Consider the following 23662-nt stretch of genomic DNA (forward strand, 5'->3'; position numbering starts at 1 on the left):
CACGCACCACCTCCCAGAAGCGAAAAGTGCCGGCAATGCGGCCCGTACTGGAAAACAACCGGAGGAGCCACAGTGGCCACTCAGCCCAGGTTCACCAAGCAAGGCACCACCCCAGACCCATCCGAAGCCGACGGCGAAAGCGCCATACGAGAGATCCACCCCGTCGACCAGAAGCTCCCCCCGCTCAAGATGGCGACGACCGGCCTCCAGCACGTGGCGGCCATGTACGCGGGCGTCGTCGCCCCGCCGCTCATCGTGGGCGCGGCCATCGGCCTCTCCGCGAAGGAACTCACCTTCCTGACCGGCGCCTGTCTGTTCACCGCCGGCCTCGCCACCTTCCTCCAGACGCTCGGCATCTGGAAGATCGGCGCCAGGCTGCCCTTCGTCAACGGCGTCACCTTCGCCGGTGTCGCCCCCATGCTCGCGGTCGTCGACTCGACCAAGGACAAGGACGACGCGCTCCCGATCATCTTCGGGGCGGTGATCGTCGCGGGTGTCCTCGGCTTCATCGCGGCGCCGTTCTTCTCCAAGCTGGTGCGCTTCTTCCCACCGGTGGTGACCGGCACGGTCATCACGCTCATCGGCATCTCGCTCATGCCGGTCGCCTTCGGCTGGGCACAAGGGCCCGTGCCGGGCGCCGACGACTACGGCTCGATGAAGAACCTCGGCCTCGCGGGCCTCACCCTGGTGATCGTCCTGCTCCTGCGCCGCTTCACCACCGGCTTCGTCAAGCAGATCGCCGTGCTCCTCGGCCTCATCATCGGCACGGTCATCGCGATCCCGTTCGGCGTCACGGACTTCAGCCCGGTCGGCGACGCGGACATCGTCGGCTTCCCGACGCCGTTCCACTTCGGCGCCCCGCAGTTCGCGGCGGCGGCGATCGTCTCCCTCTGTGTCGTCATGGTCGTCTCGATGACGGAGTCGACGGCCGACATGCTCGCCCTCGGCGAGATCGTGGAGCGCCCCGCCGACGAGAAGACCATCGCGGCCGGTCTGCGCGCCGACACCCTCGGCTCGGCGATCAGCCCGCTCTTCAACGGCTTCATGTGCAGCGCGTTCGCGCAGAACATCGGCCTCGTCGCCATGACGAAGATCCGCAGCAGGTACGTCGTCGCCGCGGGCGGCGGTTTCCTGGTCCTGATGGGCCTGTGCCCGATGGCCGCCTCGCTCATCGCCGTCGTACCGCGCCCGGTGCTCGGCGGCGCGGGTGTCGTCCTCTTCGGCTCGGTCGCGGCGAGCGGCATCCAGACGCTGGTCAAGGCGAACCTGGAGCGGGACAACAACGTCCTGATCGTGGCCGTCTCGCTGGCCGTCGGCCTCATCCCCATCGCGGCGCCGGAGTTCTACCACGCGTTCCCGGAGACCGCGAACATCATCCTCGACTCGGGCATCTCCACGGGCTGTGTCGCGGCGGTGCTCCTGAACCTGGTCTTCAACCACATCGGCAAGCGCGGTGAGGACGACGACGTGACCAACCCGATGGAGCCCGGGGGAGAAATCGCTGAACAGAGGGTGCACGAAGGGTCTTCCGCAGCGGGGGCCCACTGACGTAACGTGCGTGACGCCGCCCGCATCGCGGAAGTTACTTTCCAGTCGGACTGATGGTCGGTCCCGCCGCGCGCCTCGTGAACTCCCGCGCGGCAGGGCCGACTTCCGGCGTCACGCACACGGAAGAAGCGCCACCCATGAGTTCTCAGCTTCCCCCTGCCGACAAGGCCGCACCGGCTCCTGAGGTGCACCCCGTCGACGAGATCCTGCCGCCGGGCCGGATGCTCGTCGCAAGCCTCCAGCACGTCGCCTCCATGTACGCGGGCGCGGTCTCGGTCCCGCTGGTCGTGGCCGTCGCCGCCAAGATGTCGCCGGGAGACACCGCCGTACTCATGGGCGGCAGCCTCTTGATGGCGGGGATGGCGACCCTGCTCCAGACCCTTGGCATAGGCAACTTCATCGGCTCCAAGCTCCCCTTCGTCAACGGAGTCTCGTTCGCGGGCGTCGGCGTGATGCTGACGATCCTCACGACCCAGGGCGGCGTCGAGGCGGGGATGCCCGTCGTCTTCGGGGCGATCATCGTCTCAAGTATCTTCGGATTCCTGGTCAGTTCGTACTTCTCGCGACTTGTCCGCTTCTTCCCGCCGGTGGTCACGGGATCGGTCATCACCCTGATCGGCGTCTCGCTCATCCCCGTCGCGTACGACTGGATCGTGGACGACTCCCCGACGGGCACCCCGGAGCCGGGCAGCATCGGCCTCGCCGGTGCGACCGTCCTGGTCATGCTGCTGCTTCAGCGCTTCACGACCGGCTTCCTCAAGCAGATCAGCATGCTCTTCGCGATGATCTTCGGTACGTTGCTCGCGATCCCGATGGGCCTCGCCGACTTCTCCAAGCTGGACGACGCGGCCCTGGTGGGCATCCCCTCGCCGCTGCACTTCGGCGCACCGGAGTTCAACATCCCGGCCATCATCTCGATGTGCGTCGTGATGCTGGTGATCCTCACCGAGTCGACCGCCGACATGATCGCCCTCGGCAAGATCGTCGACAGGGAGGTCGACGAGAAGACCATCGCCCGCGGCCTGCGCGCCGACGCGCTCGGCTCCGCGCTGAGCCCGCTCTTCAACGCCTTCCACGCGAGCGCGTTCGCGCAGAACATCGGCCTGGTCGTCATCTCCAAGGTCCGCAGCCGCTTCGTGGTGGCTCTCAGCGGCGCCATCCTCGTCCTGATCGGCCTCAGCCCGGCAGCGGCGGCACTGATCTCGGTCGTTCCCATGCCGGTCCTGGCAGCGGTCAGCCTCTTCCTCTTCGGCTCCATCGCGGTCAGCGGCATCCAGACCCTGCTCCAGGCGGACCTGCACCGGGGCGACAACGCCCTGATCGTCGTGGTCACCCTCGGTGCGGGACTGGCCCCGGCGCTCTCGGACGGCTTCTACGACGCGTTCCCTGCCTGGGCCCAGATCGTGCTGGGATCGGGGATCTCCACGGGGTGCCTGCTGGCCGTCGCACTGAACCTGGTCTTCAACCACCTGGGCAGCAAGGCGAGTTCGGCCGAGCCGGAGCCCGCGATCACGCACTGAGCCGCGTCGCGCGGTGAGCGCGGGCGCGGTGAGGGCGGGCGCGGGAATCCGACGTCACCCTCGCCGCGCCATGTTCGTGTCGCATACGTGCCAGACCGGGGCCGTACGGCGCTGCTGAACTCGGTGGCATGCCCGCACCCGCCGCAAAGGCCCCGTTCGCAGCCTCCTCCGCCCGCCCGCGGCAGGGCGGCGGCTGGCCGGCCGTCATCGCCGTGACGCTGGGGATCTTCTCCATCGTCACCACCGAGATCCTGCCGATCGGCCTGCTGACCCCCATCGGCGACACCTTCTCCCTCTCGGACGGCACGGCCGGCCTGATGATGACCCTGCCCGGCATCCTCGCGGCTGTCGCCGCACCGGCCGTGACGGTCACGACCGGCCGCGTCGACCGGCGCCGCATGCTCTGCGCCCTGATCCTGGTGCTCGCCCTCGCGAACTTCCTCGCGGCGATCGCGCCCGGCTACTGGCTGATGCTCGTCTCCCGCGTCCTGGTCGGACTCGTCATCGGAGCCTTCTGGTCCATCGGGTCGGGGCTCGCGTCCCGCCTGGTCCCCGAGGCACAGGCAGGACGGGCGACCGCCGTGATCTTCTCCGCGGTCCCGCTGGGTTCGGTGCTCGGCGTACCGGCGGGCACTCTGCTGGGCCAACTCGCGGGCTGGCGCGTGGTGTTCGTGGTGATGGGCGCCCTGACGCTGGCCGTCCTCGCCGCGCTGGTGGTAACCGTGCCGTCGCTGCCGCCGCAGCAGGTCACCCGGCTCGCGGTACTACGCGACCTGCTCGGCACCGCCCGCGTCCGCGTCGGCCTCACGGTGACGTTCCTCGTCGTGACCGCGCACTTCGGCACGTACACCTATGTCACGCCGTTCCTGGCGGAGGTGACCCATGCGGGCCCGCGGTCCATCACGCTGTTCCTGCTCGCCTACGGAGTCGCGGGCATCCTCGGCAACTTCCTGGCAGGCGCGTGGGTGAGGCGAGCCCGGCGCACCACCTTCGCCGCGGCCGCCGGTCTCATCGCCGCCGCCACGCTGCTGATGCCCGTTCTCGGCACGGCAAAGGCGGGCGCGCTCGCGCTGCTCCTGGTCTGGGGTGTCGCGTACGGGGCCGTGCCGGTCTGCTCGCAGACGTGGTTCGTGACGGCGGCGCCGGGTGCGCCCGAGGCCGCGTCCGTGCTGTTCACGTCGTCGTTCCAGGCGACGTTCTCGTTCGGCGCGCTGGCCGGAGGCGTGGTGGTGGACGCGGCGTCCACCACCACGGTCATGACGCTCGGGGGCATCGCCGCGACCCTGGCCGTGGCGGTGGTGCTCAGGTCGCAGCGGCGGGCGCCCGGTCCGTCGCCAGCTTGACGGCCAGGGCGCCGAGCACCGTGCCCATCACGTACCGCTGCACCCGCAGCCAGGTCGGCCGGCGGGCCAGGAACACCGCGATGGTGCCCGCCGCCATGACGATGGCGAGGTTCACCGCCAGGCTGATGGAGATCTGGATGCCGCCGAGCGCGAAGCCCTGCAGGAGGGTGTGGCCGGACGCCGGGTCGATGAACTGCGGTATCAGCGAGACGTACATGATGGCGACCTTCGGGTTCAGGAGGTTGGTCAGGACTCCCATGGTGAAGAGACGCCGGGGCGAGTCGGGGGCCAGCTCCTGGTGGGCGAAGACCGATGTGCCGCCCGGCTTGAGCGCCTTCCAGGCCAGCCACGCCAAGTAGGCGGCCCCCGCCAGCTTCACGGCCGTGTACAGCTGGGGGACGGCGAGGAAGACCAGCGACAGGCCCAGGTTGGCCGCCGTCAGATAGACGATGAAGCCGACGGCGACCCCGGCCAGGGAGATCGCTCCGGCGCGCCTGCCCTGGGTGATGCTCCGCGATACGAGGTACATCATGTTGGGCCCCGGCGTGAGCACCATGCCGAGAGACACGACCGCGACGCCGAGTACCGCGTTCATTCCGATCATTCAGCAAGGATCGGTCGGCCACACCCTTCAGCACCAGCGAAGAATTCTTCACGCATCGCGTAAGCGTTGCTACATCGGCGCGGGGCGCGTGGGACCCCGCGCCGACGCGGACGGCTCAGCCGATGCGGTACGGGTCCCCGTACACCTTCCACTCCAGCGGCGTGTTCAGGTTGAGGTTGCCCTTCTTCAGGAACACCCGCTGGGCCGTGTCGACGCGGCTGGTGTCCTCGTGCGCCTCCTCCTGCTTCATCGCCCAGACGCGCGCGTCGAGGAACGCGTTGAGGTATGTCACCTCGTCACCGCCCTGGGCCGGCGGCCTGGCCGAACTCAGCGCGCGCTTGCGGATGTTGCGGAAGCTGGTGCTGTCGCCGCCGTCGCCGTGCATGACGATGGCGTCGTAATACGCGAACTGCCCGAGTACACCGATGCCGTCCGCCTTGCCCTGCTTGACGGCCGGGTTGAAGTAGACGCGGTCACGCTCGTCGTTCTGCGCCTTCTGGAACGCGGGGTCCTCGGCGGCCTCCTCCCAGTCGGGCTTGTAGCCGGGGTCGAGGCCCTCGTGGGAGTCGGTGCCGTCCACCTCGCGCAGCGCGGGGAGGTACTTGGCGAGGACGTTGCCCGGCTTGCGCCGGGTGTAGAGCTCGACGAGGTCGAGCATGTCGCCGGTGCCGGAGCAGAAGCCGATGATCCCGGCGGTGTAGCCGCGGCCGTCGCCTATGTCCTCGCAGTAGCGGTAGTAGTCCTTCCAGTTGAGGTCGGAGTTCTCGGCGCTGCAGACGATCTTCATGGCGATCTCCTTCTTCGCCGGATCGTCGAGCCCGCCCGCCTTGGGGGTGGGGGCGGCGCCTGCCGTCTGGGACGCGATGACCGGGCCCGCCACGAGCGAGGCGCCGATGAAGGCGAGCAGGGTGCGGCGTGAGGTGTGGATGCGGGGCGTGGGGGCGCGATGGGGGGTGGGCACGGGGCCTCCAAGGTGGGGGAGTTCGTCGATCCGGGTCGATCCGATGACGCTTGGGCTCTTCCGCGTACTGTTAGGAAGGTTTCCTACCAGAGTTTGAGGATGACGTATACCCGTCAAGGAAGGGCGAGTTGGCGATCTTGGAGGACCCGTGTCCGCCGACTACCGCGTCCCGGTCAGCCGTTCGCGCACCTGAACAGCGATTTTGTACGTGTCTCCGGTCGGTCGGGTCGCCAGGCGCCCCGGGTCACGAATCCACCCGTCCTCGATCGCGAACCAGTCGATGGCCTTCGGGTCGCGCCCTTCGTCGAGCGCCGTCCGCAGCTCCTTGAAGTACGTCTCCCAGCGCAGCCGGTAGAGCCCGCCGACGAGCCCGGCCCACTCCCGGTTGGCGTAGTCACGCAGCCCCGCATCCGCCCCGGACCGCGTGCCCCACACGGTGAGCAGCGACAGCTGGTCGTACGCGAGCCGCTCCCGCTCCGTCGCGTCGGCGCCCCACGAGCGGGCGTCGGCGACCCAGCGCCCCAGGAGGTGGCGGGAGTCGGTGGCCACCAGCTTGTCGAGTAGGTCCATGAGGCCGAGCCAGGTCCGGGTCAGCTCGTCGAAGAGGACGGTGTCCCGGTCGTCGTACGCCTGCTTGATCCGTGGCAGGAGCACCCGGCTGCGGTTGGACAGAGCCTGGCGTGCCACGTCCAGCACGTCGCGGCGGTAGGCGGAGGAGCCGCGCAATTCCCTGCGTACGTCGAGGAGTTCGGCGAGGGCGGGCTCGAAGTCCGACGCTTCGTACCGCATCGCCTTCGGTGACCAGGCCGCCGCCGACTTCGCCGACAGGTCGGGCCGTGCGCCGAAGAGGCCGTCCGCGCCCTCGGCCCACTCGTCGGCACGGGTCGTGCCGTACGCGGTGCGGCGCAGGATGTCCCAGGCGGCGGCAGCGTGCGGGTCGGCCGCGCCGTAGCGGGCCACGGACCAGTCGGTGAACCAGGCGTCGAGGTCCAAGTCGCCGGTGCGCCAGGCCAGTTCGGAGAAGAGCTCGAAGGCGGCGGGATTGTTGTCGGCCGCCTCCGGCATCAGGGAGATGCCGCGCTGCGTGCTGCCCTCCTTGGTGCGCCACTTCTCGTAGAGGGAAGCCCAGTCGGGGGTGTTGGCGCCGAGGGTGGTGTGCCCGCCGAAGTTCCAGATCGAGCCGAAGGTGTACGGGGTCGCGTTCCAGTCGGACTCGCGGTCGGTGACCTTCGGGAAGCGGTCGGAGAGCCCGTCGACCACCAGCATCCTCGACTTGTCGACGGCGTCGACGATCGCCTTGGGTGGATTGCTCTGCCAGCCCAGGATCACCCAGGTGGCGCCGGGGTGCGCGGCCTGGAGGGCCTTCTCCACGGCCTTCGCCGCGTCCGGGACCGGGACGTCGCCCGGCTTCCCGCCCTCGTGGAGGAGGTCCATCTTGTACATCGTCGATGCGCCGAACAGCTCGTCCTGGGCGCGATAGAAGGCCGCGGCCACCCGGCCGAAGTGCTCGGTGCGCGGGTCGAGCCAGTCGGGCCGCGTGAAGCCGACCCAGTCGCCCTGCGGCACGGTCCGCGCGCCGGGATTCTTCGCGGTGAAGCCGGGCGGCACCGTCCCGAAGTAGCCGGGGAGGACGGGTGTCATGCCGAGCTCGCGCAGCCGGTCCGCGATGCGGCGCCCCAACGCGGCGCGTCTGGCGATGAGTTGCTGCGAGACGGGGTGCGGGAAGGCGGACATGTTCTGGAGCAGCCACCACGGCTGGTGGGCCGGAGCCGGTATCCACTCGCGCAACTCCCGGTCGGAGTAGCCGAACTCCTGGAACACCCGGTGGTAGAGCGCGTCGGTGCCGACGTACACGAGGACTTCGTTGTAACCGTGCAGCGCGAGCACGTCGATCTCGTGCTCCCAGTACGACCAGTCGTGGTACGCCCCCGTGTAGCCGTCGTTCGTGTCGTTGAGGACGAAGCGGTGCGGGGCGTTGGCGCGTCCGGTCACCGGCTCGTCGAGGCCGGGGAGCCGGTCGGGCAGGTCGAGCTGGTCGCCCGCCCAGGTGATGTTCGCGTGCGCGGTGTGCTTCAAGTAGTGCCGCAGGCCGGTGAGTTGGACGGCCGGGGTCGGACCGGCGATGGTGATGTGCCCGCGCCGCCCGGATATCCGGAAGGTGTCGGCGGGGCCCGCGGTGGCGAACGTCAGCTGCTTCCAGTGTCCGGGCAGCAGCCGCCGGGCGGCCTTGACCGCGGGCGATCCGGAGGTCGGGGCGCCGTCGGCGGTGGAGCCGGAGCAGGCGACGGCGGCGCCGGTCGTTCCGGCGAGAGCGGTGAGGAAGGTGCGGCGGGCCAGGGGCATGACGTAGGGATACCCTCCCGGTTCGGCGATGCTCGGGCGGGCGCCCGAGCGGTGCTGGACGGCGCACCACGATGAACCGCCCGCGAACCATGGTCAAGAAGGCCTTCCGGGGCGGACCCCGCCCGCCGCGCACGGCCCCGGTGGGCGAAGCCCCGGTGTTAGCGTCGGCCGATGACCGCACCCCTGCCCGGCAAGCCGACCCGCGCCTCCACCACGGGCCGCCCCCTGATGGCCGCCCTCGACCTGTTCGGGCGGCGCTGGAGCCTGCGGATCGTCTGGGAGCTGCGGGCCGAGCCGCTGGGGTTCCGCGCGCTGCAGGAGCGGTGCGACGCGATGTCGTCCAGTGTGCTGCGCCAGCGCCTGACCGAACTGCTCGAAGCGCGCCTGCTGCGGCAACTGCCCGACAGCTCCTACGCCCTGACCGTGCTCGGCCGCGAGGCCCACCAGGCCCTGCGCCCGCTGGACGCATGGGCCGAGCGCTGGGCCACCGAGGTCAGCGCCGACTCGGCAGAGGGTCGGCGCTGAGCGCGTCGCGCATCCGGGAGACGGCGGCCGCCAGCGTGTGCAGCGGCCGCAGCAACAGGGTCGCCTCCGTCAACTGACCCTCGACGTCCACCTGTTGCACGAAGGTGCCGTACACGGACTCCTCGCCGACATCGGCGGTGAAGGTCGTCACGGTCTGCTGCTCCTGCCCGTCCTTCCCGCTGCCCGCCCCGGGGTCGGTGAACTCCCGCAGCGGTTCGATCCCGGTCAGGCACTCCCCGATCTTCGGGAACAGGTGCGCCACGTCGTCCCGCCCGCTGTAGTCGGCGACAGGGCTGTGGAAGACGACGTCCCGCGCGAGCAGGAGCCGGGTCCGGTCGGGTGCGCCGGGCGCCAGTACGTCACGTACATCGAGGCTCATCGGTATCGCTCCTCCTGACTGCTTCGGTTTCCGAAGCGCTGCTCGGAGCGTAGCCCGGCCGCCGGGACTTTGTCCCGCCCTCGTGGGCCCACATCCCGTGCGAGCCCGGCTCCAGGTCCCGGATCCGGCGGCGGTCCATGCCCATATCCGCGCTCGGCACGCGTGACTACTTTCGATTTCAGAAATCCGCATCTCTCCGAGAAGGGCAGCACATGAAGCGCGTGCACAGGACCGCGGTCAAGGCCGAAATAGTCCGCGAACCGGGAGCCAAGGAGACCACCCACCGGAAACTCATCGACACACCGGACGGCGCCGACCGCTTCGTCCTCACCGAATTCGAGGTGTCGCCGAACGGCTCGACCCCGCCGCACCACCACGAGTGGATGTCCCCCTGGGTTCTGCATTCACGGCGGTGAAAGATCAGAACATGGGGACGCCAAGTGTCGTTTTCCTTGCCCCCGTTGGCTGATTTTCATCGTCGACGAATTATCTGCCTGATTCGACGCTACACCACTCTCACAATGGCTCTTCAGGTGAATAGTCAATGGTGAGCTCGACGTCACGCCGTGATTTGTCGGAGTCACAGATTCCTTTCGCGCATTGATCGGAATTCGATTGAAATCCTTAGAGAAGCGCGCGGTGCGGTGCGGGGGGTGGTGAGGGGGTGACGCGGCGGGACGGCGTGGCGGCGGGACGACGTGACATGGAAGTCATCGGAGCGATGTCGCGCGATCGCGCCAACATCCGGCCGATCGGGGTCAGTTAGGCGCATTGACATCCGATGTATTCAACCCTACGTTCCCGAGCGACCCGTCAACCTCAGGGAGCCGCCCCCATGCGCACACAGCTCAGCCGCACCCGGCGAAGAGTCGCCGGGATCGCCCTGCTCCTCGCCTCGGCCCTCGCCGCGACCGCCGTCCCCGCGGCCGTCGCGGCGCCGACGGAACCCCCCGCCGCCCAGGCCACCGCGGCCCCGCAGGCCGATCGGCCCGCGCCCACCGGCCCGGGAACCGACCACGCCACCGACGACCCCTTCACCGCCGACCGCACCAACTGGTTCCGGCAGGACCGCTTCGGCATGTTCATCCACTTCGGCGCGTACTCCAACCTGGAGGGCGAGTACAAGAAGGGCGACGGCTCCGTCTGCCGCGACGCCGAGTGGATCCAGCGCCAGTGCGACATCCCGAAGGCCGAGTACGAGAAGCAGGCCGCGACGTTCAACCCGGCCGACTTCGACGCCAAGGCCGTGGTCAAGGCGGCCAAGGACGCCGGAATGCGTTACATCGTCATCACCTCGAAGCACCACGAGGGGTACGCGATGTGGCCCACGAAGGTCAACGACTGGAACCTGCGCGACCACTCCTCCTTCGACAAGAAGCGCGACATCCTCGCCGAGTTGAAGAAGGCCTCCGACGACGCGGGCATCAAGCTCGGCTTCTACTACTCGATCTGGGACTGGCACGACCCCGACTTCCCGGACCCGGCGAGCTTCCCCCAGTACGAGAAGCGGATGCGCGCCCAGCTCAAGGAACTGGTCGACAACTACGACCCGGCGCTGCTCTGGTTCGACGGCGAATGGGACACGGACAAGCCCAACAACCCCTGGACGGCGAAGGACGGCGAGAAGCTGGAGGCCTACCTCCGCGGCCTCGACCCCGACCTGGTCATCAACAACCGCGTCGGCAAGCGCCGCGTGGTCGACGGCGACTACGGCACCCCCGAGCAGGAGATCCCCGGCGCACCGGTCGACGGCCAGCTCTGGGAATCCTGCATGACCCTCAACGGCCACTGGGGCTTCGCGCGCTACGACACCGACTGGAAGTCGTCGTCCACCCTGGTCAAGAACCTCCTCTCCACGACGTCCCGCAGCGGGAACTACCTCCTGAACGTCGGCCCCGACACCCGCGGCCGCGTCCCGCAGCCGTCCGTCGACCGCCTGAAGCAGATGGGCGACTGGCTGCGAGCGTCGGGCCAGGGCAACGCGGTGTTCGGCGCCCGCTACGGCGGACTCGTCGAGGAGCCGTCCTGGGGCTCGGTCAGCCGCAAGGGCGACAAGCTGTACGCGGCGGTCACCCAGTGGCCGGCGTCCGGCGCCGCCCTGCACCTGAAGGCGCGTACGGACTTCAAGGTCACCTCGGCACGCGTGCTCGGCAGCGACCAGAAGGTGACGGTCACCAAGTCGGGCGACGGCTTCGACGTGAAGCCGTCCGGCGCGGCGACCAACGACACGGCCACGGTCGTCGAGCTGAGGGTGGACCCGGGCCCGACGGCCCGCCCCGGCAAGGGCAAGGGCCTGAAGCAGGAGATCTTCGACAACGCGGACCTGAGCGGCAACCCGAAGATCACCCGCACCGATGCCACCCTCAACCACGCCTGGAAGTACGAAGGTTCACCGGCGGCGAGCATCCCCTCCGACAAGTTCAGCATCCGCTGGACCGGCACGCTGGAGCCTCGCCGCTCGGAGACGTACACGCTGACGACCGTCTCGGACGACATGGCGCGGGTGTGGATCGACGGCAAGCTGGTCATCGACTCCTGGACGCCGCACGAGCCGAAGATCGACAAGAGCCAGGTCGCCCTCACCGCGGGCAAGCGGCACTCGATCAAGGTCGAGTACGCGGAACAGACGGGCGAGGCCCACATGAAGCTGCTCTGGTCCAGTCCGGGACAGGAACAGCAGATCGTGCCTGCCACCCAGCTGTACGCGCGCTGATGTGCGCACGCTGATGCAGGCACGCTGACCGAATCGGGCCCCAAGTCCTGCGGAGTCAGGACTTGGGGCCCTCTCCGTGAGGACCAATGGCGGGCACTTTCCGTTCTCCGGAATTGGCAGTGTTGATCGACGCCCAACAGGGCAGACGACCGAATGTCGATCCACGGCCACCCAGGTCGGGGCATCGACGCACGCCCATCGCCGACCGAGAGAGTGACTGCACCGTGAGCGCCCCCGAAGCACCCGAAGCCCCAGCACCCGCTCCGGAGGCGATAGCCAGGCACCGTGCGCTCTTCCGCGCGATCCACCGCCGGAAGAACCCGCGCCTGCGCCAGTCGGACATCACCGTCACCGAAGAGGCCCAGGTCAAGCGCGCGGTGAAGGCGACCGCCCTCGGCAACGCCATGGAGTGGTACGACTTCGGTGTCTACGCCTATCTCGCGGTGATCATCGGCAAGGAGTTCTTCCCCTCCGGCAACGACACCGCGCAGACGCTCTCCTCGCTCGCCACCTTCGCCGCAGCCTTCCTGGTGCGCCCCATCGGCGGCATGTTCTTCGGGCCGCTGGGCGACCGCGTCGGCCGCAAGAAGATCCTCGCGCTGACCATGATCATGATGTCGACGGCGACCCTGGCGATCGGCCTGATCCCCAGCTACGCCACCATCGGATTCTGGGCCCCGGTCCTCCTCGTCCTGTGCCGCATGGTGCAGGGCTTCTCGACGGGCGGCGAGTACGGCGGGGCGGCGACCTTCATCGCCGAGTACGCGCCGGACAAGCGCCGCGGATTCTGGGGTTCCTTCCTGGAGTTCGGCACGCTGATCGGCTACACCGTCGCCGCGGTCCTCGTCACCTCCCTCACGCTGTGGCTCAGCGACGACGCCATGCAGTCCTGGGGCTGGCGCATCCCGTTCCTGGTGGCGGCGCCGCTCGGCCTCATCGGCCTCTACCTGCGGCTGAAGCTCGACGAGTCGCCCGCCTTCCAGAAGATGGCGGAGGCGGAGAGCGGCCCGGCCGCCGAACGCCAGAAGAAGTCCTTCAAGGACTCCTTCTTCGGCCAGTGGCGCGCGATGCTGCTCTGCATCGCCCTCGTGGCGGCGTTCAACATCACCGACTACATGCTGCTGTCCTACATGCCGACGTACCTGACCCAGCTCGGATTCGGCGAGACCGGCGGCCTGATGTCGATCGTGGTCGTCATGCTGATCCTGATGGCGCTCATCAACTCGGTCGGCCGCATCTCCGACCGCATCGGCCGCAAGCCGGTCCTGATGGCGGGCTCGGTCGGCTTCTTCGTGCTGGCCCTCCCGGCCTTCCTGCTCATCAAGCAGGGCGGCACGGTGGCGGTCTTCACCGGTCTGCTCATCCTCGGCCTCGCGCTGGTCTGCTACCTGGGCGCCATGTCCTCGTCGCTGCCGGCCCTCTTCCCCACGGACGTCCGCTACGGCTCGCTGTCCATCGGCTTCAACGTCTCGGTCTCGCTCTTCGGCGGTACGACGCCGCTGGTGGTCGCGGGTCTGATCGGCGTGACCGGCAACGACCTGATGCCCGCGTTCTACACGATGCTCGCGGGCCTGATCGGCATCATCGCGGTGGCCGCGATGAAGGAGACGGCCCAGAAGCCCCTGGAAGGCTCCCCGCCGTCGGTCGCGACGGACGAGGAGGCGCGCGAACTGGTGGCGGCGCAGCGGCTCTGACCCCTCAGCGGCGCCCGGCTTCCAGGACGTCGAAACGGGGTCAGTCGCAGAGGCGGCGCGTGCTGAGGGAGCCGCCCGCGTTCTCGTCGTCCGTGCCGAGGGCCGCGAGGTGGGAGCCGGGGATGCAGTGCACGGCCTCGATCTTGTGGCCCTCGAACTTCTCCAGGAGCTCGGGCGACCTGTCGACGGACAGCCTGACCTTCCCCGAGGGGGTGACGGACAGCCTGCCCGCATCGCTCACGGCGGAGTCGAACGGCCCGTCGTCCCCGGCGTCGGATGCCGAACTGACCAGCAGACGGCCCGACTTGGTCACCTCGATGTCCGAGGCGTGGCGGACGTCCCCCCGCGGATACGGCGCACGGAGCGTCGCCTTCTTCACCGCGCCGAACTTCGACTCACCGTAGGAGTTGATCGAGAACGGCGCCGTGTACAGGGTCGCGGGGCGGTCCGCGCCCGCGCCCCGGTCCGCCCAGACCGCGGCCGTCCTCCCGTGCCGCGAGGTCAGGGTGAAGCTCTCGAAGTCGTCGCCCGCGCCGATCTCGGGCAGCGGTGCGACGTCGAGGACCCGCACGGTCTCACCGGCGTCGATCAGCTCGAGGTGGTAGGCGAGCCCGCGGCTGGCCACGGCCACGTACTCGTCGGAGGTGCCCGGCACCGCGTCGAGCGCCTCCAGGTCGACGGGCTCGGTGCCGCCCTGCCAGGTGATCGGCGTGACGGTGGCCGCCTGGCCGGGGCGGTAGACGACGTCGGCGATGCGGTTGTCCCCGGGCCGTTTGTTGTCGCGTACGACGAGGGCGTGGAGAGCGTCACCCGAACGCGAGGCGACGGCGAGACCGCTGATGCCGGACTTCACGTCGGCCCCGACCTGCTGCCATGAGCCGGCTTCCGGCCGCGCCGATGACAGGCCGGTGCTGAGCACCACAGCAACTCCCGCTCCCAGGGCGGCGATTGCGGTCAGGACGGTCTTACGCATGGTCAGGGGCCTCTCGCTCGGTGCGTGACGCGCGTAGATTCGCGGCTGGCCGGACCGTAGTGGCCCGGCCGCCGTGAGGCAAGGGGGATACCTGGATTGGCCTAACGGGTGATTCGCGCCGCCGTCGTGGTCGCTGCTGCCGTCGTCGGCGCGCGGCGCTCCTGCGCCTGCTCGTACTCCCGCTCGTGCTCTTGCTCGTGCTCCTGCGTGGGGGTGACGGTGCCGGTCGTCACGCGCTCCGGCCGGAGCAGCGTCGCCGCCAGGGCGATGCCCGCCGCCGCGACGCCCGCGGCCACCCAGAAGGCGAGGCGGTAGCCGTCGGCCGTCGCCGCCACGGTCCGTCCGCCGTCCGCGAGCAGGCTCTCCGTACGGCTCGCGGCCAGCGTGGTCAGGACGGCCAGCCCCAGTGAACCGCCCACCACCTGCGTGGTGTTGAAGAGCCCGGAGGCAAGGCCCGCGTCCTCCTCGCGCGCCCCGGCCATCGCGAGCCCCGTCACGGCGGGCATCGCCGCGGCGAACCCGGTGCCGAGCAGCAGCATCGCGGGGAGCACGTCGACGGCGTACGAACCGTTGGCGGGCAGGCGGCCGAGGAGCGCGAGGCCCGCCGTGATGAGGACGAGGCCGGCGAGCACCGAACGGTACGGGCCGAAGCGCCCGATCACGCGGGCGGACAGGCCGAGAATCAGGACGCCGATGGCGACGGGGGCGGGCAGGAACGCGAAGCCGGTCTTCAATTCGCCGTAGCCCAGGACCCGTTGGAAGTAGAGCGCGCCGATGTACTGGAAGCCGAACATGCCCGCGATCATCAGGATCTGCACGGCGTTGGCGCCGGTCAGCGTGCGGGAGCGCAGGATGCGCAGGCGCAGCAGGGGACGGGCCGTGCGGGTCTGGCGGACGGCGAAGGCGGCGTACAGGGCGAGGGAGAGGGCGGCGAGCGCGAGCGTGGCGGGCGTCCCGCGCTCGCCGGAGCCGACGATCGTGTAGACGGTGAGCATCAGCGCGCCGGTGACGAGCGCGGCGCCCGGGTAGTCCGCGCCCCCGGCGAGGCCCGTGCCGCGGTCGTTCGCCAGGACGCGTACCGCGGCGACGAGCGCGACGGCCCCGATCGGCAGGTTGATCAGGAAGATCCAGTGCCAGTTGAGGGCCTCGGTGAGCGCGCCGCCCAGGAACGTGCCGAGCGCACCGCCCGCCGCGCCGACCGCGCTGAACACCGCGATGGCCTTGGCCTGTTCGCGCGGCTCGGGGAAGAGGGCCACCAGCATGCCGAGCACGACCGCCGATGTCATCGCCCCGCCGACGCCCTGCACGGCGCGTGCCGCGATCAGCAGGCCCTGGTCGGTGGCGACCCCGCACAGCACGGACGCCGCGGTGAACACGGCGAGGCCCGAGACGAACATCCGCTTGCGGCCGATGAGATCGCCGAGCCGACCGGCGAGGAGCAGCAGTCCGCCGAAGGCGATGAGGTAGGCGTTCACGACCCAGGCGAGGCCCGGCGCCGAGAAGCCCAGGTCGTTCTGGATGGCGGGCATGGCGACGGTCACGATGTTGCCGTCGATGATCGTCATCAGGAGTCCCGACGACAGAACGGCGAGCGACGCCCGGCGTGAGCGTGGTGAAGTGGACGGGGCCTGAGCCCTGGCATCGGACACGATGAAAACCTCCATGAACTGCATAGGTGCACGACTTGTAACGGGGCTCATCGTGCGTGACCATGGAGGCCGCGAGAAGGAGGAACTTCGATGTCCCAAGGGAACACCGGTGTTACGGCGCAGGTGGTGAACGCGCAGGCGTGCCCGCTGCGCGAAGTTCTTGACAGGGTGGTGGGGAAATGGAGCATCCCGATCCTGGTCGCGGCGGCCCACGGGCCCATCCGCTTCACCGAACTGGAGCGCAGCATCGAGGGCATCAGCCGCCGCATGCTGACCCTGACCCTGCGGAACCTGGAACGCGACGGCCTGCTCACGCGCACGGTGTTTCCGACGGTGCCGCCGAAGGTCGAGTATGAACTGACGCCGGTCGCAGAGGAGTTGCACGGCACGCTGCTGACCCTGACGGGGTGGGCGGAGCGGCACCGGGTGACGATCGCGCAGTCGCGGGCGGCTTACGACGAGCGGCGGGGGCTTGTGGACGCGTGAGCGCCCCGTAAGGGACGCGGGGAACTGCGCGACAAGCCCCCACCGGCCCGCGGATCGATCACCGCGTCTCCAGCGGAAGCCCGGCGGGAGCTAGGGCTTGCGGGCCACCGCTCCGTACGCGTCGACGGGCGTCGCGTCCTCGGATTCGGGGCGCCAGCGGGTGACCTGGGCGACGCCGGGATCCACCAGCTCCAGGCCGTCGAAGAAGCCGGCGATCTCCTCGACGCTGCGCACGTGGTAGGGGATCGCGCCGCTCTTGTTGTACGCGTTCGACGCCGCGATCATGCCGTCGCTGGTGGCGGTGCTGTCACTGATCACCAGATAGCTGCCGGACGGCAGACCGGCCATGAGCCGGGACACGAGGTCGCGCCCCTGCGCGTAATCTCCCACGTGGCCAAGGGTGTTGAGGATCATCAGGGCGACCGGCCGGGAGAGGTCCAGGGTCGCGCTCGCGGCCCGCAGGATCGCCTCGGGGTCGTAGAGATCGGCGTCGATGTACGCGGTCTCGCCCTCGGGCGTGCTGGTGAGCAGTGCGCGGGCGTGGGCCAGGACGAGCGGGTCGTTGTCGACGTACACGATCCGGGAGTCCGGGGCCGCGCGCTGGGCGACCTCGTGCGTGTTGTCGGCGGTCGGCAGGCCCGTACCGATGTCCAGGAACTGGCGGATGCCCTGCTCCGTCACCAGGTGCCGGACCGCGCGGCCCAGGAAGTTGCGGCTCAGGCGCGCCACGTCGACCAGGCCGGGGTGGATCTCCTTGATGTGGTCGCCGAGTTCGCGGTCCTTCTCGTAGTTGTCCTTGCCGCCCACGAAGTAGTTCCAGAAGCGTGCGGAGTGCGGTGTCGTGGTGTCGATGCGCGCGCGTATGTCCTCGGCGGCGTCGGCTTGGGGGTCACGGTCCGACACGGGGGCCTCCTGTGGGTGAGCGGTCCTGCTCCTGCTGGGTACTTGAAAGAACGATCACCCGCCAATCTAGTTCCCGATCCCCGGAAACGGGGGCCCAACTCCCCATCTCCAAAGGTCGACCAGGTGCCGACCAGCGACTGGTCAACGGCCGGTCAGCAACTGGCCGACGACTGGCCGACGACTGGCCAGCGGCCGGTCTGCGGCCGGTCAGAGGCCGATCACCGTCGGGTCGTCGGCCAGCGCCCTGAAGTACTCGCGCGGATCCGCCACCATCTGCCGCTCGTTGAGATCCAGGAGGCCGCCGACGGAGTGCAGCTCGGCGGCCTTGGTGCCGTCCGTCTTGGTGATCGACTGCTCGATGCGGAACGTCTTGCGCTCACCCCACACGAAGACGCAGGTCACCTCGACCTCGTCACCCGCGCGTAGCTCGCTGAAGTAGCGGATGGTGTTCTCCAGGGCGACCGGGCCCACCCCCTTGGCGAGCAGATCGGCCTGCTCGATGCCTGCCGCGCGCAGCACCGACCAGCGGGCGTGCTCGGCGTACTGCAGATAGACGGCCTGGTTGAGATGGCCCTGCGAGTCCGTCTCGTACCCACGGACGCTGATGCTCACGGAAAACGGCTCTGCCACGACATTCCCTTCAACGGTTCAACACGGTCACTTCAAGGCCATTCACTTCGAACCCGGCGACTTCTCCATCCAGTCACTTCACGATGATCTCCGGGGCGATGCGAGGAGATAGCGCACGCCGCGGGGCCGCTCGGCGTGTTCGCTGACCTGCCACCCCGCGGCCTCCAGCGCGCTCGCGCAGGCCCGCAGCCCCTCCGGTACCGCCACGCGCACGGCGACGGCCTCGGGCTGCGGGGTCTCGCCCACCCGATAGCCGTCGGGCCCCGGAGGGCAGCCCGCCGCCTCCAGGGCGAGCGCGGCGGCCTGCACCAGATGCGTCCGCTCCCAGGCGCAGGGGCGGTCCCGCGCGCCGTCCGGATTGGTCATGCGGCGCATCTCCAGGAGGCCCTCCCAGGCGCTGCGTACGTCGCGTGCGCGGGCCGGGCCTTCGGCTCCCGGCGGCGGTACCGGTTCGGTGCCGGTGCGGGCGGCGAAGAGGCCGGAGGGGGCGGGGGCGGCGGACGGGGGAGGGCCGGAGTCCTCGGCAGTGGGGACGCCCTCACCCTCCGTGCCTTCCCGCACGCGATGACCCGTGGGCGTCAGGAAATAGGCGTGCGGCGGACGGGGGTGCCGGAAGGCGAGGCGGTGGCGCACGAGTCCCGCCAGCTGTGCCTCGCTCCCGGTCAGCCGTCCCGTGGCCGGGTCGGCGGCCTCGATGATCCGCCGCTGAGCGGCCGTCGGAGGCTTCGTCATGAGCCCACCTCTTCCCCAGGTCCTCTTCCGCCTGGTTCCGATAGTGCCTCGCGCCACTGACAACGGCCGCGGGACCTCAGCTGTCCGCGGTCTGCCGGCTCAGCGAACTGTTCCCGTGGCGAGGTCGACCACCTTCTCGGCCACGAGGTCGAGCGTGCGCCGGTCGTCGTCGGCGGTGCCGCGCTCGTCGGGCGTACCGGGGTAGGTGTCGAGCAGGACGTCCGTGGCCCCGAGCTCGGCCAGCGTCTCCAGGTCGGCGCGGAGCTGGTCGACGCTGCCGTGCCCGAGGGGGCGCTCCGCGGTGTCCGGCTGCGGGGTGAGCCGGAGCTGGAGGCGGGGCACGAGGTCCGGCACGGGGCGCCCGGCGGCCTCGGCCTCGGCGGCGATCCGGGGCAGCGCCGTCCGCACGGCTTCGAGCGTCGGCATGAACGGGTGCCAGCCCTCGCCGAGGCGGGCCGCGCGGCGCTGGGCTGCGGGGGAGTTGCCGCCGACCCAGACGGGCAGGGGCGTCGCCGGGGCGGGGGCGTTGCGGATGTCTTCGTAGGAGACGTACCGCCCCTGGAACGAGGTCGTCTCCTCGGTCCAGGCGGCGCGGATCGCGGTGAGGTACTCGTCCGTGATGGCGCCGCGCTCATCGAACGGGACGCCGAGCGCCTCGTACTCGGCGCGGGACCAGCCGACACCGGCGCCGAGGATGAAGCCCGCTTCGTTGAGCTGGTCGATGTTGGCGGCCAGGCGGGCGGTCTGGAGCGGGTGGCGGTAGGGGATCACGGTGATCGTCGTGCCGAGCCGCAGCCCCGGTACGCGGCCCGCGAGATGCGCGGCCAGCACGAACTGGTCGTAGAACGGGGCCGGATAGACCGCGTGCACGTCGGGGGTGACCGTTATGTGGTCGGAGATCATCGCAAAGCCGAAACCGATGTCGCGGGCGTCGGTCGCCTGGCGGACGAGGGAGTCGGGGGTGGTGCCGGAGCCGAAGTTGAGGAGATTCACGCCGTATCGCATGGGCGCAAGTCTTGATGATCTTCGGGGCGCATGTCGAACTGGGCCTGGCATCGACCGGGCAGACCTCGACATTGACCGGGCGGACCTTGGTATCGACCGGGCACACCCCGGCATCGACCGGGCACACCCCGGCATCGACCGGGCCGGCCGGGGAAGCGGCCGGCCCGGGATCCCGCTACTTGCTCATGGCGAAGCGCATCAGGGCCTGCTCGTCGCCCTGCTTGATCTTCCCGGTCTCGTTGATGACCTCGAGCTTCCAGGTCGCACCGTCCCGGATCGCCTTGGCCACGGCGCAGCCGTTGTCGTTGGTGAGCAGGCTCGGCCAGATGTCGGCGACCTGCTGGGTGCTGCCGCCCGTGGCGTCGTACACCTTGAAGCTGATGTTGCGCGCGTTCTGGAAGGCGCTGCGCTTCTTGTACGCGGCGGCGACGAACACGATGGACGTGATGTTGTCCGGCACGCGCTCGAACTCGACGGTCACCGTCTCGTCGTCGCCGTCACCCTTGCCGGTCTGGTTGTCGCCGCTGTGCACCAGCGAGCCGTTGCCCAGCGGGTCGAGCGAGTCGAGACCGGCGAGGCGCACCGGGTCGGCCCCGGACATCGCGATGGCGATCAGGTCGAGGTCGGTGCCGGCCTTCTGGCGGAGCTTCCCCATGAGTCCACCGCTGCTGCCGACGGTGGGGTCCCAGGACACACCTATGGACAGACGGGTCACTCCGCCGAGATCAGCCGGTCCGTCTTCCTTCTTGAGCGTGATCATTCGTGATCCTTCTTGGTGGTGAGAGAGCTATATGGGACAGAGTGTGCCTGGTTTTACGGGCGAATGTTCCAGCTCGCCACCACCGGGCGCCCGTGCTCCGTGCTGAGGCGGCAGACCGTCCCCGTCGCCAACTGGAACAACGCCCCGCCCGAGACCGGCAGTCCGAGCCGCCGGGCCGTGAGCACCCGCAGGAAATGGGAGTGGGCGAAGAGGACCACGCTGGCCTCGTAGTTGGCCAGAGCCGCGTCGACCTTGGCCAGCATCCGGTCGGCCCGCTCGCCGATCTGCTCCGGGGTCTCACCCGGGTGCTCGGCGGGGCCGAGTGCCACTCCGTCCGTGAAGAGAAACCAGTCGGGGCGTGTGCGGTGGATCTCCACCGTCGTGACCCCTTCGTACGCCCCGTAGTCCCACTCGCTCAGATCGGGGTCCACCCGGGCGTCCGGGAACCCCGCCAACTCCGCGGTGTCCCGCGCCCGCTCCCGGGGACTCACGAACGCCGCACCGATCCGGAACCTCCCGACCAGCGGCGCGAGCCCCCGCGCCTGCTCCCTGCCGTTGTCGGTGAGCGGGATGTCCGTCCAGCTGGTGTGCTGCCCGGACATGGACCACTCGGTCTCGCCGTGCCGGACGAGGAGCAGGTCACCCATGGTGCGCAACTTCCTGTTCTGTCTCGGTGGTGGCCGGACCGGAAGGCCCGTTCCGGCCACCACCGAGACTAGGTCCCCGCTAGATCCCCGCAGGTACCCGCGCCGGGCGGCCCGAGCCGCGGGTCAGGGAGTAGCCTCCGATGCCCGCGAGGGCGCCGAGCGCGCCGCCTGCCGCCGTCCACAGCCAGCGGGACGACCACCAGCCGGAGGCCCAGCCGTCCTCCGGTTCGCTGGACGCCGCCTCCATCTTCGTGCCGACCCCCGGCACCAAGGGTTTCGCGAGCGCGCCGTCCACCGCCTGGGCGCCGCCCGCGTCGGTCGACGTGACCGATGCCTCGGCCCGCATCGGCAGACCCAGGTCGTCCGCCTTGAGGTCGGTGACCGTCAGGCGGGCGTAGTACGTGCCGGGCAGCGGGTCGTTGGCCCAGGGCTCGGCCCAGCCGCGCACCGTGCGCAGCGTGCAGGACAGTTCGACCGTGGTGGCGTCCTGCGCCGCCGTCCTGGTCTGCGCGCCGAACCGGCATGCCTGGTGGCGCCGCAGCCCGTCGTACACATCGACCCGCCAGGTGGAGTCGCCCCGGCGCGCGGCGTCGTCCGGCAGCTTCACCTTCGCGTGCACCGTGGCGCGCTGTCCGACGTCCGCCGGGAACGACCAGTACAGGTAGTCGCCGGTGGATGCCTCCGCCGTCGCCTCCTGGTCCGGCTGGATCGCCGTCGCCGTGCGGAAGGACGTACCGGCCTCCGTCGGCTTGTTGTCGTCGGAGGAGCTGTCCGAGCTGTCCGAGCTGTCCGAGCTGTCGGCGAAGGTCGCGCCCGCCGTTCCTGCCAGGGTCAGCAGTGCCGCACCGGCCAGCACCGCAGCCCTGCTCAACACACGTGTCGTACGCATCAGTTGGTCCTCCAGACCGCGAAGCGCCAGCGCGAGACCCAGCCCCAGACCAGACCGGCGAGGAAGCCGGTGAGGATCAGTGCGCCGAGCAGCCACCAGCCGTTGCCCAGGCCGAAGGACGCCACGTCCGACGCCTCGTCGGGCGCGTCCACCAGGTCGACGGCCAGCTCGACGGGCAGGCCCGGAGTCGTCTTGACGGAGGCGGGTGCCGAGAAGGAGTTGCTGACCTGGAGACACACGGTCTCGGGGGCGGGCTCGCCCTCGTCCGTCTCCTCGTCGTCGTCACCCTCCGGCTTCGGATAGCGCAGGCCGGTCGAGATCACGTCCGTACGTCCGTCACCCGCCTCGGATCCGCGCACGATCTCGCGTCCGTGCGTGGTCGAGGCCCGCAGCAGCACGCCGTAGTCCTGGTTCACGGCGCGGTCGGCGCCCACACTGACGGAAGCGCGCAGCTCCTGGCCGGGCTTGACGTCGACGCGGTACCAGCGGTGCTCGCCGAACTTCTCCCGGTCGGTGTAGACGCCCGCGTTCAGCTTCGGGGCGTCGGAGCACTGGGCGGCGCCCTCGGCGGCCACCGGGGTGGCGACGGGGTCAGCGGCACGGTCGACCAACTGCTTGACGCGGCCGGAGAGTTCATCGGTGTGCCGCACCGACGTGTACGTACCGCCGGTGGCCTCCGCGATGCAGCTCAGCTGGTCGCGGGTCTTGGCGTCCGGCACGAGGCCGAGCGTGTCGACCGTGAGGTGGATGCCCTCGGCGGCGATCTTGCGGGCCACCTCGCAGGGGTCGAGCGGCTGGCAGGTGTCCTCGCCGTCGGAGATGAGGACGATGCGGCGGCTGCGCTCGGCGTTGTCGTCCTTGAGGTCGTCGGCGGCCTTCAGGAGCGTGGGGCCGATCGGCGTCCACCCGGTGGGCGCGAGCGTGGCCACCGCGGTCTTCGCGTCGGTGCGCCCGGCGCGGTCGAGCTCCGCGACCGGGTAGAGGAGCTCGGTGTCCTTGCAGCCCGTCTTGCGGTCGTCGCCGCGGTAGTTGGCGCCCAACGTGCGTATGCCCAGCTGGACTTCGCCCGGCGTGGCGTCGAGAACCTCGTTGAACGCCTGCTTCGCCGCCGCCATCCGGGACTTGCCGTCGATGTCGCGGGCCCGCATCGAACCGCTGACGTCGAGGACGAGCTCGACCTTGGGGGAGGGCTGTGCCGGTTCGTCCGCGTCGGCGGCGGCGGAACCCGCCGTGCCGAGTCCGGCGGTCAAGGCGGCGAGCAGGGCGAAGGCCCCGGCCGCCAGCCGATGTCTTGTGATCATCGCCGGATCTTATTGATCTTGACGTGCATACCCAAACCGGCGGGTGGGTATCAGCCT

The 23662-nt window shown here is 69.9% G+C and carries 22 protein-coding genes; 8 read left to right on the top strand and 14 right to left on the bottom strand.

Annotation, left to right across the window (positions count from 1 at the left end):
• Positions 1–189: 189 nt before the first annotated feature.
• From AC07AG_RS07460 to AC07AG_RS07470, 3 genes are all read left to right on the top strand, one after another.
• Positions 190–1548: a nucleobase:cation symporter-2 family protein gene (locus tag AC07AG_RS07460; protein WP_478753918.1), complete on the top strand. Its 1359-nt coding sequence runs from the start codon at positions 190–192 to the stop codon at positions 1546–1548.
• Positions 1549–1685: 137 nt separating this feature from the next.
• Complete coding sequence (locus AC07AG_RS07465; RefSeq protein WP_478752830.1) at positions 1686–3068, top strand: nucleobase:cation symporter-2 family protein; 1383 nt, start codon at positions 1686–1688, stop codon at positions 3066–3068.
• A gap of 128 nt (positions 3069–3196) precedes the next feature.
• The gene (locus AC07AG_RS07470; protein ID WP_478752832.1) at positions 3197–4411 is read left to right on the top strand and encodes an MFS transporter; all 1215 of its coding nucleotides are present in this window, start codon (positions 3197–3199) and stop codon (positions 4409–4411) included.
• Here the strand turns inward: AC07AG_RS07470 and AC07AG_RS07475 are convergent.
• The 3 genes from AC07AG_RS07475 to AC07AG_RS07485 all read right to left on the bottom strand — a co-directional run bounded on the left by AC07AG_RS07475 (position 4371) and on the right by AC07AG_RS07485 (position 8319).
• The gene (locus AC07AG_RS07475) at positions 4371–5015 is read right to left on the bottom strand and encodes a LysE family translocator (RefSeq protein WP_478752834.1); all 645 of its coding nucleotides are present in this window, start codon (positions 5013–5015) and stop codon (positions 4371–4373) included. The genes AC07AG_RS07470 and AC07AG_RS07475 overlap by 41 nt on opposite strands.
• Before the next feature lie 115 nt (positions 5016–5130).
• Positions 5131–5976 (bottom strand): chitosanase, encoded by an 846-nt coding sequence (locus tag AC07AG_RS07480; RefSeq protein ID WP_478752836.1) that lies wholly within the window; start codon positions 5974–5976, stop codon positions 5131–5133.
• A 159-nt stretch (positions 5977–6135) separates the two neighbouring features.
• Positions 6136–8319, bottom strand: coding sequence for an alpha-N-acetylglucosaminidase (locus AC07AG_RS07485; RefSeq protein ID WP_478752838.1), 2184 nt, complete (start codon positions 8317–8319; stop codon positions 6136–6138).
• A 171-nt stretch (positions 8320–8490) separates the two neighbouring features.
• Between AC07AG_RS07485 and AC07AG_RS07490 the strand changes: the two genes are divergently transcribed.
• Positions 8491–8844 (top strand): winged helix-turn-helix transcriptional regulator, encoded by a 354-nt coding sequence (locus tag AC07AG_RS07490; RefSeq protein ID WP_478752840.1) that lies wholly within the window; start codon positions 8491–8493, stop codon positions 8842–8844.
• Here AC07AG_RS07490 and AC07AG_RS07495 read toward each other — a convergent pair.
• The gene (locus AC07AG_RS07495; protein ID WP_478752842.1) at positions 8813–9223 is read right to left on the bottom strand and encodes a hypothetical protein; all 411 of its coding nucleotides are present in this window, start codon (positions 9221–9223) and stop codon (positions 8813–8815) included. The genes AC07AG_RS07490 and AC07AG_RS07495 overlap by 32 nt on opposite strands.
• Before the next feature lie 212 nt (positions 9224–9435).
• On the opposite strand from AC07AG_RS07495, the gene AC07AG_RS07500 reads away from it, so the two are divergent.
• The 3 genes from AC07AG_RS07500 to proP all read left to right on the top strand — a co-directional run bounded on the left by AC07AG_RS07500 (position 9436) and on the right by proP (position 13630).
• The gene (locus AC07AG_RS07500; protein ID WP_478752844.1) at positions 9436–9639 is read left to right on the top strand and encodes a cupin domain-containing protein; all 204 of its coding nucleotides are present in this window, start codon (positions 9436–9438) and stop codon (positions 9637–9639) included.
• Positions 9640–10058: 419 nt separating this feature from the next.
• Positions 10059–11936, top strand: coding sequence for an alpha-L-fucosidase (locus AC07AG_RS07505; protein WP_478752846.1), 1878 nt, complete (start codon positions 10059–10061; stop codon positions 11934–11936).
• A gap of 224 nt (positions 11937–12160) precedes the next feature.
• The gene (gene proP / locus AC07AG_RS07510) at positions 12161–13630 is read left to right on the top strand and encodes a glycine betaine/L-proline transporter ProP (protein WP_478752848.1); all 1470 of its coding nucleotides are present in this window, start codon (positions 12161–12163) and stop codon (positions 13628–13630) included.
• Positions 13631–13670: 40 nt separating this feature from the next.
• Here proP and AC07AG_RS07515 read toward each other — a convergent pair whose 3' ends face one another.
• Both AC07AG_RS07515 and AC07AG_RS07520 read right to left on the bottom strand, forming a co-directional pair.
• Positions 13671–14603, bottom strand: a complete 933-nt coding sequence (locus tag AC07AG_RS07515; protein WP_478752850.1) for a hypothetical protein — start codon at positions 14601–14603, stop codon at positions 13671–13673.
• A 101-nt stretch (positions 14604–14704) separates the two neighbouring features.
• Complete coding sequence (locus tag AC07AG_RS07520; protein WP_478752852.1) at positions 14705–16267, bottom strand: MFS transporter; 1563 nt, start codon at positions 16265–16267, stop codon at positions 14705–14707.
• Between the two features lie 75 nt (positions 16268–16342).
• Between AC07AG_RS07520 and AC07AG_RS07525 the strand changes: the two genes are divergently transcribed.
• Entirely contained in the window at positions 16343–16738 is a 396-nt protein-coding gene (locus tag AC07AG_RS07525; RefSeq protein WP_478752854.1) for a winged helix-turn-helix transcriptional regulator, read from the top strand.
• 90 nt (positions 16739–16828) lie between these two features.
• On the opposite strand, the gene AC07AG_RS07530 is transcribed toward AC07AG_RS07525, so the two are convergent.
• The 8 genes from AC07AG_RS07530 to AC07AG_RS07565 all read right to left on the bottom strand — a co-directional run bounded on the left by AC07AG_RS07530 (position 16829) and on the right by AC07AG_RS07565 (position 23605).
• The gene (locus AC07AG_RS07530) at positions 16829–17641 is read right to left on the bottom strand and encodes an SAM-dependent methyltransferase (RefSeq protein ID WP_478752856.1); all 813 of its coding nucleotides are present in this window, start codon (positions 17639–17641) and stop codon (positions 16829–16831) included.
• A 207-nt stretch (positions 17642–17848) separates the two neighbouring features.
• Positions 17849–18271, bottom strand: coding sequence for an acyl-CoA thioesterase (locus AC07AG_RS07535; protein ID WP_478752858.1), 423 nt, complete (start codon positions 18269–18271; stop codon positions 17849–17851).
• A gap of 78 nt (positions 18272–18349) precedes the next feature.
• Positions 18350–19003, bottom strand: coding sequence for a hypothetical protein (locus tag AC07AG_RS07540; protein WP_478752859.1), 654 nt, complete (start codon positions 19001–19003; stop codon positions 18350–18352).
• A gap of 99 nt (positions 19004–19102) precedes the next feature.
• Positions 19103–20008, bottom strand: coding sequence for a TIGR03619 family F420-dependent LLM class oxidoreductase (locus AC07AG_RS07545; protein ID WP_478752861.1), 906 nt, complete (start codon positions 20006–20008; stop codon positions 19103–19105).
• A gap of 175 nt (positions 20009–20183) precedes the next feature.
• A complete protein-coding gene (locus AC07AG_RS07550; RefSeq protein WP_249586897.1) occupies positions 20184–20768 on the bottom strand; it encodes a TerD family protein in 585 nt (194 codons plus the stop codon).
• Positions 20769–20821: 53 nt separating this feature from the next.
• On the bottom strand, positions 20822–21415 hold the full coding sequence (locus AC07AG_RS07555) for a histidine phosphatase family protein (protein ID WP_478752863.1): 594 nt from the start codon (positions 21413–21415) through the stop codon (positions 20822–20824).
• 79 nt (positions 21416–21494) lie between these two features.
• Positions 21495–22304 (bottom strand): hypothetical protein, encoded by an 810-nt coding sequence (locus AC07AG_RS07560; protein ID WP_478752864.1) that lies wholly within the window; start codon positions 22302–22304, stop codon positions 21495–21497.
• Positions 22304–23605: a VWA domain-containing protein gene (locus tag AC07AG_RS07565; RefSeq protein WP_478752865.1), complete on the bottom strand. Its 1302-nt coding sequence runs from the start codon at positions 23603–23605 to the stop codon at positions 22304–22306. Before AC07AG_RS07565 ends, AC07AG_RS07560 begins: the two co-directional genes overlap by 1 nt.
• Between the last annotated feature and the right edge of the window lie 57 nt (positions 23606–23662).

The sequence above is a fragment of the Streptomyces sp. NPDC044044 genome, assembly GCF_056434405.1.